Source organism: Afifella sp. YEN Y35 (assembly GCF_047553465.1).
In the GTDB taxonomy this organism is placed as follows: Bacteria; Pseudomonadota; Alphaproteobacteria; order Rhizobiales; family Afifellaceae; genus Afifella; species Afifella aestuarii.
The window spans coordinates 2,493,435-2,512,761 of sequence record NZ_CP180203.1 but is presented as its reverse complement, the minus strand read 5'-3'; the positions used below and the strand labels follow the sequence as shown (position 1 = coordinate 2,512,761).

Annotated in this window: 19 protein-coding genes; 9 read left to right on the top strand and 10 right to left on the bottom strand. The window is 64.9% G+C overall.

What is annotated here, in order from left to right; all coding sequences use genetic code 11:
* Positions 1-90 precede the first annotated feature (90 nt).
* The 6 genes from ACK8CP_RS11975 to lpxK all read left to right on the top strand — a co-directional run bounded on the left by ACK8CP_RS11975 (position 91) and on the right by lpxK (position 6,077).
* Positions 91-942, top strand: coding sequence for a 3'(2'),5'-bisphosphate nucleotidase CysQ (locus tag ACK8CP_RS11975; RefSeq protein WP_414831936.1), 852 nt, complete (start codon positions 91-93; stop codon positions 940-942).
* Between the two features lie 13 nt (positions 943-955).
* Positions 956-1,210, top strand: a complete 255-nt coding sequence (locus ACK8CP_RS11970; protein ID WP_092810027.1) for a DUF4170 domain-containing protein — start codon at positions 956-958, stop codon at positions 1,208-1,210.
* Positions 1,194-3,026, top strand: a complete 1,833-nt coding sequence (locus tag ACK8CP_RS11965; protein ID WP_234629526.1) for an ABC transporter ATP-binding protein — start codon at positions 1,194-1,196, stop codon at positions 3,024-3,026. Before ACK8CP_RS11970 ends, ACK8CP_RS11965 begins: the two co-directional genes overlap by 17 nt.
* A gap of 32 nt (positions 3,027-3,058) precedes the next feature.
* A complete protein-coding gene (locus ACK8CP_RS11960; protein WP_205649890.1) occupies positions 3,059-3,727 on the top strand; it encodes a lysophospholipid acyltransferase family protein in 669 nt (222 codons plus the stop codon).
* Entirely contained in the window at positions 3,720-5,069 is a 1,350-nt protein-coding gene (locus tag ACK8CP_RS11955; RefSeq protein WP_414831935.1) for a 3-deoxy-D-manno-octulosonic acid transferase, read from the top strand. The genes ACK8CP_RS11960 and ACK8CP_RS11955 overlap by 8 nt, the downstream gene beginning before the upstream one ends.
* A 99-nt stretch (positions 5,070-5,168) precedes the next feature.
* The gene (gene lpxK / locus ACK8CP_RS11950; RefSeq protein WP_414831934.1) at positions 5,169-6,077 is read left to right on the top strand and encodes a tetraacyldisaccharide 4'-kinase; all 909 of its coding nucleotides are present in this window, start codon (positions 5,169-5,171) and stop codon (positions 6,075-6,077) included.
* Positions 6,078-6,096: 19 nt separating this feature from the next.
* On the opposite strand, the gene ACK8CP_RS11945 is transcribed toward lpxK, so the two are convergent.
* The 4 genes from ACK8CP_RS11945 to ACK8CP_RS11930 all read right to left on the bottom strand — a co-directional run bounded on the left by ACK8CP_RS11945 (position 6,097) and on the right by ACK8CP_RS11930 (position 9,934).
* On the bottom strand, positions 6,097-6,330 hold the full coding sequence (locus ACK8CP_RS11945) for a DUF2093 domain-containing protein (RefSeq protein WP_234630333.1): 234 nt from the start codon (positions 6,328-6,330) through the stop codon (positions 6,097-6,099).
* 38 nt (positions 6,331-6,368) lie between these two features.
* Entirely contained in the window at positions 6,369-8,237 is a 1,869-nt protein-coding gene (locus tag ACK8CP_RS11940; RefSeq protein WP_234629523.1) for a monovalent cation:proton antiporter-2 (CPA2) family protein, read from the bottom strand.
* Positions 8,238-8,494: 257 nt separating this feature from the next.
* Positions 8,495-8,980, bottom strand: coding sequence for a peroxiredoxin (locus ACK8CP_RS11935; RefSeq protein ID WP_234629522.1), 486 nt, complete (start codon positions 8,978-8,980; stop codon positions 8,495-8,497).
* A gap of 123 nt (positions 8,981-9,103) precedes the next feature.
* Positions 9,104-9,934: a protein-disulfide reductase DsbD domain-containing protein gene (locus tag ACK8CP_RS11930; protein ID WP_414831933.1), complete on the bottom strand. Its 831-nt coding sequence runs from the start codon at positions 9,932-9,934 to the stop codon at positions 9,104-9,106.
* 124 nt (positions 9,935-10,058) lie between these two features.
* On the opposite strand from ACK8CP_RS11930, the gene ACK8CP_RS11925 reads away from it, so the two are divergent.
* Positions 10,059-10,661 carry a YqgE/AlgH family protein gene (locus tag ACK8CP_RS11925; protein ID WP_234629520.1) on the top strand — a complete coding sequence of 201 codons (603 nt, stop codon included), beginning with the start codon at positions 10,059-10,061 and terminating at the stop codon, positions 10,659-10,661.
* 7 nt (positions 10,662-10,668) lie between these two features.
* On the opposite strand, the gene ACK8CP_RS11920 is transcribed toward ACK8CP_RS11925, so the two are convergent.
* From ACK8CP_RS11920 to thrC, 4 genes are all read right to left on the bottom strand, one after another.
* A complete protein-coding gene (locus ACK8CP_RS11920; RefSeq protein ID WP_414831932.1) occupies positions 10,669-13,578 on the bottom strand; it encodes an EAL domain-containing protein in 2,910 nt (969 codons plus the stop codon).
* A gap of 91 nt (positions 13,579-13,669) precedes the next feature.
* Entirely contained in the window at positions 13,670-14,248 is a 579-nt protein-coding gene (locus ACK8CP_RS11915) for a GNAT family N-acetyltransferase (protein ID WP_234629518.1), read from the bottom strand.
* A gap of 12 nt (positions 14,249-14,260) precedes the next feature.
* On the bottom strand, positions 14,261-15,523 hold the full coding sequence (locus ACK8CP_RS11910; protein WP_414831931.1) for a M16 family metallopeptidase: 1,263 nt from the start codon (positions 15,521-15,523) through the stop codon (positions 14,261-14,263).
* 2 nt (positions 15,524-15,525) lie between these two features.
* On the bottom strand, positions 15,526-16,935 hold the full coding sequence (gene thrC, locus ACK8CP_RS11905) for a threonine synthase (protein ID WP_414831930.1): 1,410 nt from the start codon (positions 16,933-16,935) through the stop codon (positions 15,526-15,528).
* A gap of 107 nt (positions 16,936-17,042) precedes the next feature.
* Between thrC and ACK8CP_RS11900 the strand changes: the two genes are divergently transcribed.
* Complete coding sequence (locus ACK8CP_RS11900) at positions 17,043-17,717, top strand: HAD family hydrolase (RefSeq protein WP_234629515.1); 675 nt, start codon at positions 17,043-17,045, stop codon at positions 17,715-17,717.
* A gap of 24 nt (positions 17,718-17,741) precedes the next feature.
* Positions 17,742-18,248, top strand: coding sequence for a 2'-5' RNA ligase family protein (locus tag ACK8CP_RS11895; RefSeq protein WP_414831929.1), 507 nt, complete (start codon positions 17,742-17,744; stop codon positions 18,246-18,248).
* Between the two features lie 133 nt (positions 18,249-18,381).
* On the opposite strand, the gene ACK8CP_RS11890 is transcribed toward ACK8CP_RS11895, so the two are convergent.
* Positions 18,382-18,873, bottom strand: coding sequence for a BA14K family protein (locus ACK8CP_RS11890; RefSeq protein WP_414831928.1), 492 nt, complete (start codon positions 18,871-18,873; stop codon positions 18,382-18,384).
* A 102-nt stretch (positions 18,874-18,975) separates the two neighbouring features.
* On the bottom strand, positions 18,976-19,305 hold the full coding sequence (locus ACK8CP_RS11885) for a hypothetical protein (protein WP_414831927.1): 330 nt from the start codon (positions 19,303-19,305) through the stop codon (positions 18,976-18,978).
* Between the last annotated feature and the right edge of the window lie 22 nt (positions 19,306-19,327).

Here is a 19,327-nt window from a genome sequence, read left to right as displayed (position 1 = left end):
AGGGGCGTGGTTAAGACTGTGTCTCTGTCTTTGAGGGTAAGCGAACTCTGAACATTGCGCTTTTGCGACGGCGCACGATATGGCAGTGCAATGGATCAATCTGACACTCAAATTCCGGCCGACGAGACGGAGCGCAATCGCGCCGATCGGACGCTCCTGGCAGACGCCGCGCGCCGCGCCGGCACGCTTGCGATGCGCCATTTCCGGCACGATCCGGAGAACTGGAGCAAGGCCGGCGGCTCGCCGGTCTGCGTGGCCGACATGGAGGTCGATGCCTTTCTGCGCGAGACGCTTCTCGCCGCCCGGCCGGATTATGGCTGGCTTTCCGAAGAGACGGCGGACAATCCGCGCCGGCTCGAATGTCGCAGCGTCTTCGTGGTCGATCCGATCGACGGAACCCGAGGTTTCCTCGCCGGCGATCCGCATTGGTGCATTTCGATCGCCGTCGTGCGCAACGGCCGCCCAGGCGCGGCGGTGCTTTTTGCCCCCGCCCTCGACCGTCTGATGACGGCCACGCTGGGCGAGGGGGCGAGCGAAGACGGTGAAAAAATCACGGTGGCGGACCGTCACACTTTGAGCGACTGCGCCATTGCCGGGCCGAACTCTTGGTTCAAAAGCGAGGTCTGGCGCGAGCATTCTGTGAGGCCTTCGCGGTATTTGCCCTCGCTCGCCTGGCGCTTTGCCAACGTGGCTGACGCATCTTTCGATGCGGCCTTCGCGCGCCCTCGGGCACATGACTGGGATCTTGCGGCGTGTGATCTTTTGGTGCACGAAGCCGGTGGCCGGCTGACCGCGTTGGACGGACGGCCGCCCGTCTACAACCGGGCGGAGCTGCGGCATGGAACGCTTGCTGCCGCCAATCCGGGACTGCAGGACAAATTGCTTGCCGTTCTGCGCCGGGTCGAAGAGGAGCGCGCGGCGCGCGCCGGGATCTCTCACTGATCAAGGGCCATATATGACCTCTGAACCTCGCGAAGCGAAAAGCGGACAGCTTCTCCACCTCGTTTTCGGTGGCGAGCTGAGCGATCTGCGCGGTCTTCATTTCACCGATCTCGAAGCGCTCGACATCGTCGGCGTCTATCCGAATTACGCCGAGGCCTACAAAGCCTGGAAGGAAAAGGCGCAGATGACGGTGGACAATGCGCATATGCGCTATTTCATCGTGCATCTGCACCGATTGCTCGATCCTGAACATGACCCAAAGCGGTAGTTCCGGCGAAATCAGCCGGGACGGTGGCAGCGATACTCTGACGGTCGAGGACATCTCGGCCTATGCCGTCATGCGGCGGCTTCTGGTCGACATTCTCTGGCCGCATCGTCGCGTCCTTTTCGTCGCGCTGATCAGCATGGTTGTCGGCGCGGCGACGTCCGGTGCCGTGCCCTTCCTGATTCAGGTCGTGGCGGACGAGGTGTTCGTCGCCAAGAACGAAGTGCTTCTCTACCTGCTGCCGGTGGCGATCATCCTCGTCATGGGGGTGCGCGGCGTTGCCGATTGGACGTCCAAGGTCACCGATGCGTGGCTCGGCAACAAGGTCGTCTCCGAACTGCGCATCCGCATGTTCGAGACGCTGACGAAGGCCGATCTCGCCTGGGTCGAGCGCACGCATTCGGGCCGCTTCGTCTCCGCTTTCGTCAACGACGCCGATATCGTCCAGCGCGCGGCCGCGAAGACCATGACGGCGCTCGTCAAGGATTCGCTGACGGTGCTCTTTTTGACGGCATCGATGTTCTACATGGACTGGCGGCTGGCGCTCCTCGTCTGCGCGGGCATGCCGTTCGCCTATTTGTATCTGACGCGCCAGCGCAAGCGCATTTCCGGCTCCGTGCGGCGCTCGCTCAAGGAAGCGGGCGATCTCGGCAGCATGCTGACGCAGACGCTGCAATCCCTGCGCGTCGTCAAGGCCTATCGCCAGGAGCAGCGTGAGGCCGAGCGCTTCCGCACCATCGTCGACAACATCGTCCGTTATCTGATGAAGACGGCGCGCTCGCGCGCTGCCGTCGGCCCGGTCACCGAGACGCTTTCGGGCGTCGGCATCGCTGCCGCGATCTTCTATGGCGGCTGGCAGGGGATTTACGGCAACGTTTCGCTTGGCCACTTCGCCGGCTTTTTGACGGCTGCGATGCTGACCTATCCGCCGATGCGCACTCTGGCCCAGACCCAGGCGCAGCTTTCCGAAGGCGTGACCGCGGCAAGCCGCATCTTCGCCGTCATCGATCATTCCGCGATCGTCGCGGAGAAGCCCGGCGCCAAGCCGCTCAATGTGCGCGAAGCACGCATCCGCTTCGAGCATGTCGATTTTTCCTATGACAACGGCACGCCGGTCCTGCGCGATTTCGATCTGTCGATCGAACCGGGCCAGAAAGTCGCCCTGGTCGGACCGAGCGGCGCCGGCAAGAGCACCGTTCTCAATCTCGCCTTGCGCTTTTTCGATCCGAGCGGCGGACGCATTCTCATCGACGGTCAGGATGTTCGCGACGTCACCTTGCCGAGCGTGCGCGGTGCATCTGCGCTCCTGACGCAGGACCCGGTTCTGTTCGACGAGACGATCCGGACCAACATCGCCTATGGGTCGGAAGAGGCGTCGCAAGAGCAGATCATCGAAGCCGCCAAAGCTGCGGCGGCGCATGATTTCATTTCCCGTCTGCCGAACGGCTATGAGACGCATGTGGGCGAAGCCGGGGGACGGTTGTCGGGCGGCGAACGGCAGCGCGTGGCTTTCGCGCGCGCCATGCTGCGCGATGCCCCGATCCTGCTTCTCGACGAGCCGACGAGCGCGCTCGATGCGGAAGCCGAAGCCAAGGTGCAGACCGCTCTCGACGGGTTGTTGAAAGGGCGCACGGTTCTGATGATCGCGCATCGCCTGTCGACGGTGAAACGGGCCGATCTCATCTGCGTCATGGTCGAAGGACGCATCGTCGAGCGTGGCAGCCACCACGAGCTGATAGCCAAGAACGGCGCCTATGCGCGCATGTTTCACACGCAGTTCGTTGGCGAGGCACCAGCCTTGGCGGCTGCCGGACGCTGAGCATGCTGAAGACACTTGCGCGGAACCCCAAAGTGTCCCGGTTCGTGGGACGCGCGGCCGGCGCCTATCTGAGATTCGTGCGCCGAACGACGCGTTTTGCGACCGACCCCGCGGAGCCTTATTCCAAGATCGAGGGCAAGCTGCCGATCATCGGTGCCTGCTGGCACGGGCAGCATTTCCTGGTGCCGCTGATGCGGCGCGAGGGCCACGACTTCGCCGTTCTCGTCTCCCGCTCTGCCGATGGGGCGATCAATGCCGCCGCGGTCGAGGCGATGGGGCTCAAGGTGGTGCGGGGCTCCGGCGGCCGCGACCGTCTGAAGGCTGCCAAGAAGGGCGGCGTCGCAGGATTTCTCGGAATGCTCGATGCTTTGGAGCATGGCCTGTCGGTTGCGCAGACCGCCGATGTGCCGCGGGGCACCCCGAGGCGTTGCGGTGAGGGCGTGGTCAAGCTCGCGCAGCATTCCGGACGTCCCATCGTGCCGCTTGGTGTCGCCACGAAGTGGCGCATCGATCTTGGCAGCTGGGACCGGGCCCGCATTCCGCTTCCCTTCGGTCGCGGCGGCTTTGCGCTCGGCGATCCGATCTTCGTTCCCGCAAAGGCGACGCCGGAAGAGCTGGAAGCCCTTCGGCTGTCGGCCGAGGAGGGCTTGAATCAAGTTCTGGCAAAGGCGGAAGAGCTCGCGGGGATCGCCCATGCGTGAAATCGACGGCCCCCCGATGCGGGAAATCGACGGTCGCGGTTTCTGGGACCGTGTCGCCTTCGCCGCCTGGCGCAGCGCCGGCCGGCTCGTCGAGCCCGCTGCGGCCCTGCTTCTGCGCGAGCGCGAGCGACGCGGCAAGGAAGAGGGCGAACGGCTGGCGGAGCGTCGCGGCATCCCCGGTCGCAAGCGGCCTGCGGGGCCGCTCGTCTGGGTGCATGCAGCGAGCGTCGGCGAGACGAATGCTGTCCTCGCTCTGATTGCAGCCATTCAGGAGCAGGGGCTCGGCGTGCTGTTGACGACCGGCACGGTGACCTCCGCAAAGATCGCCCGCGCCCGGCTGAAGGGCAACGCCATCCACCAATATGTGCCGCTCGACGTGCCGCGCTATTGCGCCCGCTTCGTCCAGCATTGGCGCCCCGGATTGGCGATCTTCGTGGAATCGGAGCTGTGGCCCGTCGCCATGGACGAGCTGTCGCGGCATGGCGTGCCGCTCGTCGTCGTCAATGGCCGCATGTCCCCGCGCTCTTTCCGCCGCTGGCGGCAAAGCGGCCCGCTCGGAAGGTCGATCATGCGGCGCATCTCGCTGTGTCTCGCGCAGACGGGCGATGACGCAGCCCGCTTCAAGGCGCTCGGCATGGACAAGGTCATGGTCAGCGGCAATCTCAAATTCGATGCGCCGAAACCGTCCGCGCCCGCGGCGGAGCTTGCCGCCTTCCGCGAAACCATCGAGGGACGGCCCGTCTTTCTGGGCGCGAGCCTGCATCCGGGAGAGGACGAGCAGGTTCTGGCCGCTGCGGAGAAGCTGCGCGCCGTGCGTCCCGATCTTCTGACGATCCTGGCCCCGCGCCACCCGGAACGCGCCCCAGCGCTTGCCGATCTTTGCCGCAATGCGGGGCTGACGCCCGCGTTGCGCTCGGCCGGCGATATGCCCGACATGACGAAACCCGTCTTCGTCGCCGATACGATCGGCGAGATGGGGCTGTGGTACCGGCTGGCGGACGTGACCTTTCTCGGCGGCACCCTCATTCCGCATGGCGGACAGAACCCGATCGAGCCGGCGAAACTCGCAGTGCCGATCCTGCACGGACCGCATACGGCGAATTTCGCCGAGATTTTCGCGGCGTTGCGCACGGCCGATGCCGTCGGCGAAGTGAGCGGGGCGGATGATCTCGCCGCCCAGGCCGAAGCGCTTTTCGCCAATCCCGAGCACCGGCGCCAGCGCGTCGACGCGGCCACGCATTGCATCGAAAGCCTGACGGGCGCGCTGGAGCGGAGCCTCGACGCGTTGCGTCCCTATCTGCCGCTAAAACCTGCCGTCGCCCGAGTCGACGAGGCGGGCTGAGCCATGCATGCGCCGTCCTTTTGGTGGCGGAAGGGCACAGCTCTCGGCCGGGCGCTCGCCCCGGCAGGCTGGTTATATGGCTGGTTCACGGCCCGGCGCATGCACCAATCCGGAGAGGCGGCGCCATGTCCGGTCCTGTGCGTGGGCAATTTCACCCTCGGCGGTTCCGGCAAGACCCCGCTCGCCCTGGCGCTCGGCCGCCTGGCGATCGAGAAGGGGCACAAGCCCGGATATCTGTCGCGCGGTTATGGCGGATCGGCCAAGGGTCCCGTCGAAGTCGATCGCAGCCGTCATTCGGCGGACGAGGTCGGCGACGAGCCGCTGCTTCTGGCTTCCGTCGCACGGACCGTCGTGGCGCGCGACCGTGTCGCCGGCGCGAGGCTTCTCGCAGAAAAAGGTGCGGATCTCGTCATCATGGATGACGGCTTTCAGAATCCGAGCCTCACGAAGACCGTCTCGCTCGTCGTCGTCGATGGGGCGAGGGGAACAGGCAACGGCTTCGTTTTTCCGGCGGGACCGCTGCGCGCGCCCATGAATTCGCAGCTTCCGTTCGCCGACGGCGTCTTCATCATGGGCGAAGGCGAGCCGGGCGATGCCGTGGCGGCGACGGCAAAGGCGCAAGGCCTGCCGGTCTTCCGCGGCATGCTGCGTCCAAGCGGCCGCGACGCATGGCAGAATGAAAGGTTTCTCGCTTTCGCGGGGATCGGCGCGCCGGAGCGCTTTTTTCGCTCGCTCGAAGATGTGGGGGCCGTGGTTGCGATACGGCAGCCATTTCCCGATCACCACCCCTACAGCGAGGAGGATTGCGGGAGGCTCGTCGCTGAGGCCGAGCGCGCCGGCCTGAAGCTCGTCACCACGGAAAAGGACGCCGCACGGCTCACAGGCCGGGGCGCAGATCGGGGAGGGGCCCGGCAGGCGCTCTATGAGCGGGTCACCGTGTTTCCGGTCGAGGCCGATATTCCCGAAGGGGAAGCTCTGTGGGCCTGGCTTGCCGAGCGTCTCTTCTGAGGCGGCACGTGCCGGTGGGCTATCCGGCGGCCTTGGCGTCGCGCAGCTCGAGCTCGCGCTTCAAGGACGCCGCCGCATCGGCATAGGGCTCCTGCCGGTCGACGCTCCAATAGCGCAGCTCCGAAAGCGGGATGCGCATGCCCGTGACGGCACATGTCACGAAGGTGCCGGGAACCGTCACCTGGAAATCTCCATCGAGATAGCGGATTTTGGCCTCGCCGCCGGGGCCTATGCCTTCATATCTGTTCATGATCTCTAACTAATGGCTTTTGGACGGGAATTGAAGCCGCATCAGGCCCGCTCGGTTTCACGCGCGGGCGGCGGCGGAACGTGGTCGTCGTCTTCTTCCTCGTCGCGCGCGCGGTGTTTTTCCGGCGGGACGAGAGGTTCGGGCTCGACCTTTTGCGGATGCATCAGGTGACGGCCGGAGGAGAAGTCGCCGCTCCTCTGCCAGGAGAGCCTCTCCGCATCGCGCCGCCGCACATCTTCCAGCGTCGCCTGGACTTCTTCGCGATCGAAGCCGATCGCCATCAGCGCTTCGCCGCCGAAGACGAGGCCCGATTCGTAGGTCTCTCGCAGCTCGTAATCGACGCCCTTTTCGATGAGTTCGAGCGTGTGCGCCCGGTCCCAGGCGCGCGCGTAGATCTCCGCCTGGTCGAACTCCGCGACGAGAATGTCGACGATCCGGTTTGTGGTTTCCCGCTGGTCGACGCAGACGCAAATGAGCTTGGCTTCCTCGGCGCCGGCGGCGCGCAACACGTCGATGCGGGTGCCGTCGCCAAAATAGATGCGGAAGCCGAAGCGGGCGGCCTGGCGGATGCGTTCCGCATTCGCCTCGATGATCGTCACATTGACGTTGCGGGCGAGCAGCACCTGACTGACGATCTGGCCGAAGCGGCCGAAGCCGATCACCAGCACCTCGCCGCCGGCCCCCTCGAAATCCTCTTCCATCGCGTCTTCGTCCTCTTCGATGAGGAGGAATTTGCTGAGCCAGAGCGACAGCGGAGTGAGCGCCATGGAAAAGGTGACGATCGCTGCGACGAAGGAGGTCTCGGACGGCCAGAGCGCCCGTGTGGCGGCCGCCGAGGCGAAGAGAACGAAGGCGAATTCACCGGCCTGCGGCAGCAGGGTGGCGGTGCGGACCGCATTGTTGTGGCTGGCACCGAAGAGCCGGTTGAGCCCGTAGAGGATCGCGCCCTTGAGAAGCATGACGATCGGCACGACGAGGAGGATGCGCCACCAGGCGACGAGCACGCTCGACAGATTGATCGACATGCCGACGGCGATGAAGAAAAGGCCGAGAAGGAGCCCGCGAAAGGGCTCGATATTGGCCTCCAGCTCGTGGCGAAACGAGGAATCGGCGAGCATCACCCCGGCGATGAAGGCGCCCATGGCCATCGACATGCCGGCCATGTCCATGATGGCCGCGGCCGCGAGCACGACGAGCAGCGCCGCAGCGGTCATGATCTCGCGCGCCTTGGTGGCGGCGAGGAGGCGGAACATCGGATTGAGCAGAAAGCGGCCGGCGAGAAGCAGGAGGCCGGTGGCCAGAACGAGCTTGATCACCTCCACCACGCCGCTCGAGGCGACATTGTCCGTATTGCCCGGCGACATCAGCGGCACCAGCGCCAGAAGCGGCACAATGGCGATGTCCTGAAAGAGCAGGATGGAAAAGCTCTTCTGCCCATAGGGCGTCTTCAGATCGTTCCTTTCGGCCAGATCCTGCATGCCGTAGGCGGTCGACGACATGGCGAGACCGAAGCCGATGATCAAGGCCGGCTCCAGACGCCAGCCGAACAGAAAAAAGCCGAGGCTGAGGACGATGCCGGTGACGCCGACCTGGGCGGCGCCCATGCCGAAAATATCGCGCCGCATCGTCCAGAGTTTCGAGGGCTTGAGCTCGAGGCCGATGATGAACAGAAACATGACGACGCCGAGTTCGGAGACGTGCAGGATCTGTTCCGGCTCGCTGATGAGGCGCGCCAGCGGGCCGATGATGACGCCGGCCGCCAGATAGCCGAGAACGGAGCCGAGGCCGAGACGCTTGGCAAGCGGCACCATCAGCACGGCTGCTCCAAGCAGGATCAGCGGCTCGGCAAAGAGCACAGCATTGGTGGCGCCGGCGGCTTCCGCGACGGCTTCCGCTGTTGAAGCGGCCATTCCAGTCAGCCTCGAAGGATTTGTCTGAGACGATACAGTCTTAATGCCGCCGCTTGAAGAGGGCGAAAGTGCAAGGGGGCCAAGACTTGCGGCGGTATCTTGAAAAAAGTGCCGCGATCGAGAGATGCCGTTCGCGCGGCTGCTCAAGGTGAGCGGGCGGGTTCCGCCCTCAAAGGCCCGCCGCGCGACGCACGCGCGGCAGGATCATCGTGTTGCAGGACGCGCGGCCCGAAACGACGGGCCGAGACAAACCTAGATCACAGAGCTTCCAGGACCGCCGCGGCCGTCGACTTTTCCGCCGTGGAGGGGGCGTCCTCGACGTAGATCGATTTCACCACGCCATCGTCGACAATGGCGGCAAAGCGTGCGAGCCGGGTCCCGAGGCCCGCGCCCGAACCGTCGATGGCAAGGCCGGTGGCTTTCGCGAATTCGGCATTTCCATCGGAAAGGAAGGGAATTTTGCCGGTGGCGCCGGTCGCCTCGGACCAGGCCTTGAGCACGAAGGGATCGTTGACGGCGACGAGCGCGATCGTGTCGACGCCGCGCTCCTTGATCGCGTCGTAATGCTCCAAAAAGCCGGGCAGATGCTTGTTCTGGCAGGTCGGCGTGAAGGCGCCGGGCACGCCGAACAGAACGACCTTCTTGCCGGGAAAGATCTCGTCCGTGGTGCGCTTTTCCGGGCCGTTTTCGCCGGAGACGAAGAAGGTGGTCCCTGGGATGCGATCGCCGGCGGAAAGGGTCATGAAGATCTCCTGATGGTAGAAACACGCAAAATCGAGGGGCGCCGCACTTTGTATGGGCGGCGTAGCTCCGATTTAGGGCGGAGCCGGAAGGTTTGAAGTCGTGGGCGCGAAGAGAGTGTGTCGTTAGGGAAGCTTCATCGACTGCTCGATCGCCTCTCCGCCGGAGACGAGGGTGAAGCGGAGCTCCTTGCCGGACAGGGCTGCAGCCTCCTGCGGGCTCGAAAAGCGCAAGCGATAGAGGAAGCTGCCGCCCTCATGCGAGCCAAGCTCGGGGACCGGGAGATAAGCTCCGTCCGGCGCCTCGGCGAAAAGAACGGGCGCTTGCTTTGGCGCGCGCTCCGCCGCTACGGGGATCGTCACGTCGCTGCCGTCGCGCTGCGGGCTCTCGATTGCAAGCCCGGCCGCTGGTCCTTGCTGCGGCAGTTCTGTGAGAGCCTCTTTGAGGGCGATGCGCGAGCGCGGGTCGTCCTGCGGCTGCGGATCGATGGTGAGCGTGGCCGCCCCGTCGGCGGGAATGCAGACGTCCTTGCACACGCCGTAGAAGGCCGAGAGCTTGAGGACGACGGGCTTGGCCGGATCATCCGCGGTCACGAGGACCGGAAGAGCCGCCCGATCGAAATAGACCGCCGATATGCTGGTGCCGTCGTCATAGCGTTCGGGCGCGGGATAAAGCACTTCGGCGGAGCGCAGGTTTTCGGATCCGGAAAAATCGAAACGCGGGGGAATGCCGACATCGCCGGGGCTGCGCCAATAGGTGTGCCAGCCGGGTTCGAGCTCGATTTCGATCCCCGCCATCACCTCGCCGTCGACGGGCGACGCGATCAGGCGGAGACGCGAGCGCTCCCCCTCCGACCAGTCGGATTGTGCGGCTGTGGCCTGACCGGCAAAGACGGCGAGGGCCAGGGACGCGAAAAGGGGGACGATCAGGGAGGGGAGAAAAAAACGTCGCTGCATACGACCACCTTGCATATGACCCGGACGGGCGGCCAATCTCTTCCGCGCTCTTATGGTCATTTCTTGGTGAGGCAAAACCCCGCCGAGCCTGTTCAAGCGCCACGGCGGTTGCTACCATCCGGGTATGACAACAGCGACGCCGGATAGCGGCTTCTTGGACGGCCAGTTTCTAATCGCGATGCCGACGATGGGCGACAAGCGGTTCGAAAGGACGGTCATCTATCTCTGCGCGCACTCCGATCAGGGCGCGATGGGGATCGTCATCAACAAGCTCGCGCCTGAAATCAATTTCCGCGATCTCCTCGCCCAGCTCGACATCGGCCATGAAGAGGACGTGGTGGTGGGCGATCCGCGCCATCTCGACGAGATCCGCGTGCATCGCGGCGGCCCCGTCGAAACGGGCCGCGGCTTCGTCCTGCATTCCTGCGATTTCTTCCTCGAAGAAGCGACGCTGCCGATTTCCGACGAAGTCTGCCTGACGGCGACGCTCGATGTCCTGCGGGCGATTGCAGACGGCGAGGGGCCGGCCGAAGCGCTTCTGGCGCTTGGCTACGCGGGCTGGGCCCCGGGCCAGCTCGAGCTCGAGATCCAGGCGAATGGCTGGCTGAACGGACCCGCCGACAGGGCGATCCTCTTCGATGCCGATCTGGAGACGAAATACGATCGCGCGTTGTCGAAGATCGGGGTCGCCCAGGACCGGCTGTCGTCCCTCTCAGGCCACGCCTGATCTCTTTTTAAGCGGAACGCGCCAGCGATTGCTCCGGCTGCTGGCGGCGGCGTGCCATCTGGTGCGCCATCTGCGACGACATCGGCCGTCCGTAGAGATATCCCTGCACGTATTCGCACCCGAGCTGCATGAGCTCCAGCGTATCGGATTCCGTCTCCGCACCCTCTGCCACGACATCCATGCCGAGATCATGCGCGAGCGTAATGATCGAGCGCAAAATGACGGGGCGCGCGGTGGAGCCGTTGTTGGCGACGAAGGACCGGTCGACCTTGATCGTGTCGAAGGGAAAGCGCTGCAGATAGGAGAGCGCCGAATAGCCGGTGCCGAAATCGTCGAGGGCCAGGCTGGCGCCGAGATTGCGGATTTCCTCCAGCATCTTGGCGGCGAATTCGGGGTTCTGCATCACCAGCGATTCGGTGATTTCGAGCTTCAGCGTTTCCGGCGCGACGCCGCTTCGTGCGAGCACCGCCTTGACGTCGTTGATGAGGTCGTAGCGCAGGAGCTGCTGACTTGAGACGTTGACGGAGACGAAAAGCGGCGGGCCTTCGCGCAGGGCTGCCTGCCAGAGAGCCAGATCCCGAGCCGCGCGCTCCAGCGTGAAGAGACCGAGCTGGACGATGAGGCCGCTTTCTTCCGCGACCGGAATGAATTCGCTCGGTGGCACGGAGCCTCGGCGCGGATGCTCCCAGCGCACCAAAGCTTCAAAGCCGGCGATCGTGTTGTCGGAAAGCCGGATGATCGGCTGATAGACGAGCTCGATCTCGCCGCCTTCGAGGGCCGCGGCAAGGTCGGCCTGCAGATCGTCGCTGTCGCGCCGCACGATTTCGCCCGGCCGGTAAAGGGAGGTGCGGTCGCCGCCCTGGCGCTTGGCGTGGAAGCTTGCCGTCTCGGCATCCTTCAGGGTTTCGGCGGTCGCCGCGCCCTTCGTGGCGATCGCCACGCCGGCCGAGGCGGTGACGCGAATGTCCTGGTCGCCGATCGGGATCGCCGCGCGCACGGCGATGCGCAGGGAATCGGCGAATTCCTGCACCACATCCACTTCGCCCGGCGCCCCGAGCAGGATTGCGAAACCGTCGCCGCCGATACGGGCGAGCGTGTCCGCCGGCGACAAAAGCCGGGAGAGGCGGCGGGCGATGGCGAGAAGCACCGAATCCCCGACGGAGATGCCGTTCTCGTCGTTGATGCGCTGGAAGCCGTCGAGGTCGAGATAGATGACCGACGGCATGACCGTCGCGGCGGCTTCCGCGCGCAGGAGCGCCTGTTCGAGCCGGTCGAGGAACAATTGCCGATTGGGCAGGCCGGTGAGGTTGTCGAAGATCGCGTCGTGCAGGAGACGGTCTTCAGCGGTGCGCGATTCCGTGACGTCCGCCAGCGTGCCGGAACAGCGCATCACCTCGCCGTCGGCACCGACGATCGGGCGTGCCTTGAGATTGAACCACAGGAAACGCCCGTCCGCGGCGCGCATGCGGAAGATCTGGTTGATGCGGCCGCGGCGCTGCACGATCACGGCGTCGAGCACGGCGCGGAAGCGGTCTCGATCGGTCGGATGCAGCGTGCCGAGCCAGTTGCGCGCCGGCCCTTCGAGAGCCCCGCGCTTCAACCCGAGCACGGTTTCGATTTCGTGGCCGATCTCGATGCGATCCCGCGCCACGTCCCAGTCCCAGATGGCGTGCCCGGCGCCGACGAGGGCCAGCGCCTTCTGCTCCGCATCGCTGACGATGCCCTGGGCAAGGCCGCCGCCGGCAAAGGCGTGCTGCATGATGGTGAAGGCGACCAGCATGACGAGGAGAACGAGGCCGCCGGCCAGGGCGGGCTGGATCGACGGATTGTCGATGCGTCCCGAGACGGCGAGCCAGGCCATGGCAAGCCAGAAGACGAGGATCGTCCAGGACGGCACCAGCATGATGGCGCGGTCGAAGCCCCGGAAGGCCAGATAGACGATGACGGCGAGCCCGAGCATCACAGTGATCGGCAGCGAGATGCGGGCAATGCCGGCAGCCGTCGTCGGATCGATGAGGATGATGCCGAAGAGGGCCGTCAGAACGACGAGCCAGATGCCGGTGAGGTGCGCGTAGCGAATGTGCCAGCGGTGCAGGTGCAGATAGGTCGCGAGAAAGACCGTCAGCGCCAGAGACAGGAGCACTTCCGTGGCCGCGCGCCAGGCCTGCAGCGCTTCTGGCCCGAGCCCGAAAACCTTGCCGATGATGCCGAAATCGATGGCGATATAGCCGAAGACGGCCCAGGCCAGGATCGCCGATGCCGGGAACATCGCCGTGCCGCGAACGACGAAGAGGACGGTGAGGAAGAGCGCAAGCAGCGCCGAAATGCCGAGGACGATGCCGCGGTAGAGCGTGAAGGAATTGACGCTCTCCTCATAGGCTTCCGGCTGCCAGAGATGCAGTTCCGTGAGTTTGGGCGAAGAGAGCTGCGCGATATACGTGACGATGGCGCCTGGATCGAGCGTGATGCGGAAGACGTCGGAGCCCGGCTCGTCGAGATGTTCGGGTGCGAAACCTTCCGATGGCGTGACGGCGACGATCCGCACCGAACCGAGGTCGGGGGTCAGAACACCGGAGCCGACCAGCCGGTAATGCGGGGCGACGAGGAGGCGGTCGATCTGCTCGTCGGAGGTGTTGGCGAGCGCGAAGACGACCCAGTCGGAGCTGCCGCCGTCGTTTTGTGCCCGCACCTCGATGCGGCGGACGATGCCGTCGGCGCCGGCCGCGGTCGAAACCTGCAAGCGGTCCGTATCGCTGGAATAACGTTCGACCGCGTCGGTGAGATCGAGGGTTGCGGCTCCGAGCGGCACCTCGATGGCTTCAAGCGCCGCAGCTGGCCGCACGAGCACGAAAAAGGCCGCCAGGACGAGCAGAATCCTCAGTGGGAAAGGCGATACGCGCAAGCCCTCAAGCCTCATCTTTTCCGGCAAATCGACGTCATCGTCTAACCCTCGTCTGGCTTGCACACAACCTTTGGCCGACGAGGGGTGGCGTTCATCCCCGGCCGGATCAGTCCTCGGCGAGCCGTGCAAAGCGGATATGGTCCTGCCAACGCCCGGCGATGCAGACGAGACCGCGGGCAAGACCTTCTCTCTGGAAGCCGCATCTTTCCAGGAGCGTGATCGACGCCCGGTTGTGCGGCAGGCAGGCTGCCTCGAGCCGGTGCAGACGCAGCGGACCGAAGGCGTAGGGAATAATCGCCCGCAAAGCGGCGCTCATATGGCCTTTGCCCGCAAAAGGTTCGCCCATCCAATATCCGATCGTCGCCGACTGGGTCATGCCGCGCGTGACGTTGGAAAGGGTGAGGCCGCCGACGAGGACGTTCCCCGACATCCGGAAGATGAAGAAGGGATAGGCCAGATCGTCCCGGATCTCGTTGCGGTATCGCCGGATGCGCCGCCGAAACGACATGCGCGTGAGATCGTCGGAAGGCCAGATCGGCTCCCATGGCGCCAGGAAGGCGCGGCTTTCCTCCCGCAAAGCCGCCCATTCCGCGAAGTCGGCGAATTGTGGCGCACGCAACAACACGCCCTCACCGGTGAGGCTCGGCCCGACTTCGGCGGATGAGACGGAGCGCAGGAACGCCATGGTCGTCGGCCGTTACACCATGCTGCCGCGCAGACGCTTGGTCATGCTCCCGGCATCGGGAAGGTTGCCCACCGGTCCGATCGCAGCGAGCGTCAGCGGCGAGGCCAGCGCATCCTTCGCCATTTCGGCGATGTCGTTCGAGGTGACGCTTTCGAGATCGGCGAGAAGCTCGTCGAGGGCGAGCGGGCGACCGAGGATCATGATCTGGCGGGCGAGCTGGCCGGCGCGCGCCGCCGGGCTTTCGAGCGCCATCAGGAGGCCCGCCTTGATCTGGGCGCGACCGCGGGAGATCTCCTCCTCGTTCGCGCCGTCGGTGATCCTCAAAAGCTCGTCGAGAATGAGAGCCGAGGCCGCCTTGACGTCCCCCTTCGAGGTGGCGCTGTGAATGCCGAGGACGCCGCTGTCGGCGAAAGCCCAGTGAAAGGCCGAGATCGAATAGCACAAGCCTTCTTCCTCGCGCACGCGCTGGAAGAGCCTGGAGGCCATGCCGTCGCCGAGGATGGTGCCGAGCATGCGCGCCGCGAAATAGCGGTCGGAACGCCGCGACGGGGCTTCGAAGCCGAAAATGATCTGCGCTTCCTGCAGACGCCGCTTTTGCCGATGGTCGCCGCCGAGATAGCGGGCCGGCGCAAGCTCGCCGTTGCCGTTCTTTTCGACGTCGCCGAACTTCTCTTTGGCGAGCGCCACCACCTCGTCGTGTTCGATGCCGCCGGCGGCCGCAAGAACCAAAGCATCGCCGCGGTAATGGCGGGCGAGATAGGCTTTGAGGTCGTCCGGGGTGATCCGCGTGATCGAGGCTTCCTCGCCGAGGATGGTGCGTCCGATCGGCTGATTGGGATAGGCCGCGGCCTGGAAGTAATCGAAGACGAGATCGTCGGGCGTATCCATCACCGCGCCGATCTCCTGCAGGATGACGTGACGCTCGCGCGCCAGTTCGACGGGATCGAAGGTGGAATGGATGACGATGTCGGAGAGGACGTCGATGGCGAGCGGCAGATCCTCGTTGAGTACCCGGGCGTAATAGGCCGTGTGATCGATCGACGTCGCGGCGTTGATCTCCCCGCCGACGGCTTCGATCGCCTCGGCGATGTCGCGCGCGCTCCGCCGCGTCGTCCCCTTGAAGGCCATATGCTCCAGAAGGTGCGAGATGCCGTGCTCGGCCTCGCTTTCCGAGCGTGTGCCGGCATTGACCCAAACGCCGATCGCGGCCGTCTTGAGATGCGGCATGGTTTCGGTGACGACCGTGAGGCCGTTTTCAAGTTTGCTGAGCTGCATGATTATAACGCCTCGACCTGCGCGGCGCGCGAGCGAGATCGTATCTGTCGTTCCACCGCTTCCAATTCTGCCGGCACCACCGTGAAGTGCTCCTTACGCTCCATCAGGCCGGCGAGCCGCTTCGGCAGTGCCGGGCGAATGCCGCTGGCCTTTTCCACCGCATCCGGAAATTTCGCCGGATGGGCGGTGGCGAGCGTCACCATCGGCGAGGACGGCCGCAGATGGCGCTCGGCGACGCTGACGGCGACGGCCGTGTGCGGGTCTATGACGAGCCCGGTCTGGGCGTGGACCCGCCGAATGGTGGCCGCCGTTTCCGCTTCGTCCGTCCGTCCTGACGCAAAATCCGTCTTGATGGCGCTCAGACTTTTTTCCTCCAGCGTGAACGAGCCGGATTGCTTCAAGCCCTGCATGTGCCGCCGTGTCGCCGTGTCGTCGCGCCCTTCGGCGGCGAAGAGAAGACGCTCGAAATTCGAGGAGACCTGAATGTCCATCGACGGGGATGCCGTCGGCACCACCTCGCCCACTTCATAGCGGCCGCTTTCGAGCGTGCGGTGCAGGATGTCGTTGACGTTGGTCGCGATGACCAGCTTGTCGATCGGCAGGCCCATTTGCGCGGCGACGTAGCCTGCAAAAATATTGCCGAAATTGCCGGTCGGCACAGTGAAAGACACTTTTCGGGCCGGCGCGCCGAGCGCCGTGGCGGCGACGAAATAGTAGACGGTCTGGGCGGCGATGCGGCCCCAGTTGATGGAATTGACGCCCGACAGCGACACCTCTTCGCGGAAGCCCTTGTCGGCGAACATGGCTTTGACGAGGGCCTGGGCATCGTCGAAATGGCCCTTGATGGCGATCGCCTGAACGTTGTCCTCCGACAGGGTCGTCATCTGCCGTCGCTGCACGTCGGAAACGCGCCCTTCGGGGAAGAGAACGGCGACATCGACGCGGGCGCGTCCGCGAAAAGCCTCAACCGCCGCGCCGCCCGTATCGCCCGAGGTGGCGCCGACGACGGTCGCCCGCTCCCCGCGTTCGGCCAGGATGTCGTCCATCAAGGCGGCGAGAAACTGCATCGCCACGTCCTTGAAGGCGAGGGTGGGGCCGTGGAAGAGCTCCAGAAGGAAATGGTTGGGCGCGATCTGCACGAGCGGTGTCACCGCCGGGTGCGGAAAACTGCGATAGGCGTCCGCGATGAGAGTTTTGAGCTTGGCCTCGCCGATCTCGTCGCCGACGAAGCGACGCAGGACGGCAAGGGCGACGTCCTGATAGGGGCGCCCCGCGAAGGCTGCGATCTCTGAGGGGGAGAAGGCCGGCCATTCTTCCGGCACGTAGAGGCCGCCATCAGAGGCGAGCCCGGTCAAAACGACGTCACGAAAGCCTAGAGCCGGAGCCTGGCCGCGCGTGGATACATAACGCAAAAGCGTCTCCTCATTTCCCGACCGAAGTCGGGCACATCATCTCGAACGGCCTTTTTGAGCCATCAAGCCCTTTGCCGCAAGCAGCCGGTGCCCTAAAGCCTCAGGGCATGCTAGTTATATTCGATTGCGATGGCGTCCTGGTCGATTCTGAGATCATCGCCTCGCGCGTCACGGCCCGCCTTCTCGGCGAAGCCGGGATGGAAATCACCCCCGAAGAGGTTTCACTGCGCTTCGCAGGCCTGACCGGAGATCAGATCTTCGCCGAGGCCGAGACCGAGCTCGGCAAGAACCTGCCCGACACCATCCGGGCGCGTTCGGAAAGTGAACTCGACAACGCCCTGGAGACGGAACTGCAAATGGTGCCGGGGGTGCACGAGATGCTCGACCGGCTCGATGCCGCCCGCTGCATCTGCTCCAATTCGACGTCTGAACGCCTGGAGATGGAGCTTCGCCGCACCGAGCTCTATGACCGCTTCCGCCCTTACATCTATTCGGCGGTCGAGGTGCGCCAGCACCGGCAGAAGCCGGCCCCGGACGTGTTTTTGCATGCTGCCGAGGAGTTCAGCGTCGAACCGGCGAACGTGCTCGTCATCGAGGATTCCGTTCATGGCGTCAGCGGGGCGGTCGCCGCCGGCATGCGCGTGATCGGTTTCACCGGCGCGTCGCACAGCTGGCCAGGCCATGCCGAAGCGCTGATGGATGCGGGTGCGACGACGGTCGTGAACCGGCTCCGCGATGTGCCGGCGACGGTCGAAGCGCTCGCAGATTGGAGCCTCGTCTAGGGCTCTCACATCCGGAGTTTCGTGGTGGCGCAGCCCCTCGTCCTGACGCTGAAACTCGATGATGCCACGTTCGCGCGCCTCGACGCGTTGCGGCGTGCGCATTATCCGCCGGAGCGCAATCAGGTTCCCGCGCATCTGACGCTGTTTCACGCTTTGCCGGGCGAGCGCAAAAGCCTGCTGCGTCCAGTGCTCGAGGAGGCGGCACGGCGGCAGCGGAAGATCCCGCTCGCCTTCAAAGGGGTGAAATCCCTCGGCGGCGGCGTTGCGCTTACCGTCGAGGCGCCGGCCTTGTCGGCCCTGCGCCGCGATCTCGCCGACGAATTCGCGCCCTTCCTGACGGCGCAGGACAGTGCCGGCTTTCGCCCGCACGTCACTCTGCAAAACAAGGTCACGACGGCGGAGGCGGAAACCTTGCGGCGCGAGTTGAACATCGCGCTGCGGCCCTTCGAGGGGCGCGGCGAGGGGCTCATCCTGTGGCGCTATCTGGGCGGGCCGTGGCAGCGTGAGGCGGTCTTTCCGTTTCGGGGCTAGATCGGGCCGAGGCTAGGTCGGGCCGGGGTTCGAGCGGGCCGAGGTTCAATCGGGCTCTCGGCCGGAAACGGATGAGATGAAAAACCCCCGGCCAAAGGCCGGGGGCAGGGTCATTTTTGAGCGTTTGCGGCGATCAATTGTAAGGGCTGTCGCAGCGATGCTTCCGTCCGTCATAGCCCGTATACGTGTCGGTCCGCGGATTGTAGGAGCGGTAGCGATCGTTGCACCAGGCGACGTGCGAACGCGCATTGGCGTTGCCGCTATTGCCCATCTTGCTGCCGATGATGGCGCCGACAGCGCCGGCAGCAGCCCACCACGGCGTCGAGTAGTAATATCCGTCATGGTAATGGCTGTAGCCGGGGCGGCGGTGCCGATAGCGCGGGCCGTCCCGGCGTTTGTCCCAATGGCGCCGCTCGTCGCGCCGATCGGCCCGGTGGTGGCGGCTGTCGCGCCGGTCCCAGCGTTGGTCGCGCCGATCCCACTGGACCTGCTGGATCTGGCTCGAACTCTGATCGGCAATGACGAGGCTCGGAAGCGCCGGCGCTGCGGTCGCGATTGGCGCGGCGGTCAAGGCGAAACTTGCCGCGACAATCGCGCATGTCGTGCGCATGCTCCTTTTAAACATTCAAACTCTCCTGGCTTACCCTAAGCCCCCTTCGCGGAGGGAAATTGGAAACTCCGGAATTTTGTTCCCGCCGCTGCAGTTTTGCTGCGCGGCAGGGCGCGCCTACCGCTTCCACCATTGCGTCATGTAATAAAAACCATCGTGGAAATACGGGTGGCTTGCACGCTTCTCGCGAAAGCGCGGCCCGTCATGCGCGCGATCGTATTTCCGCGCTTTGTGATGTGTCTTCTTGGCCGCTGGAGCCGGTTTAGTCTTGGGCTGGGTCAGGTTCGGCTTGGCTTTCTTCTGATAACTCTTCTTGGTCTCCTTCGCTTGTTTCGCCTTTTTCTCTCGCCTCAGCTCGTCTGGTGATTTTTTGGATAGGACCTGGATGGGGGTGGTTTGCGCGAACGCGGCATTGCCCGCCGGGAGCTGCGGTCCTGCTTGCGCCATGGATGCTGCACAAAGCCCAGCT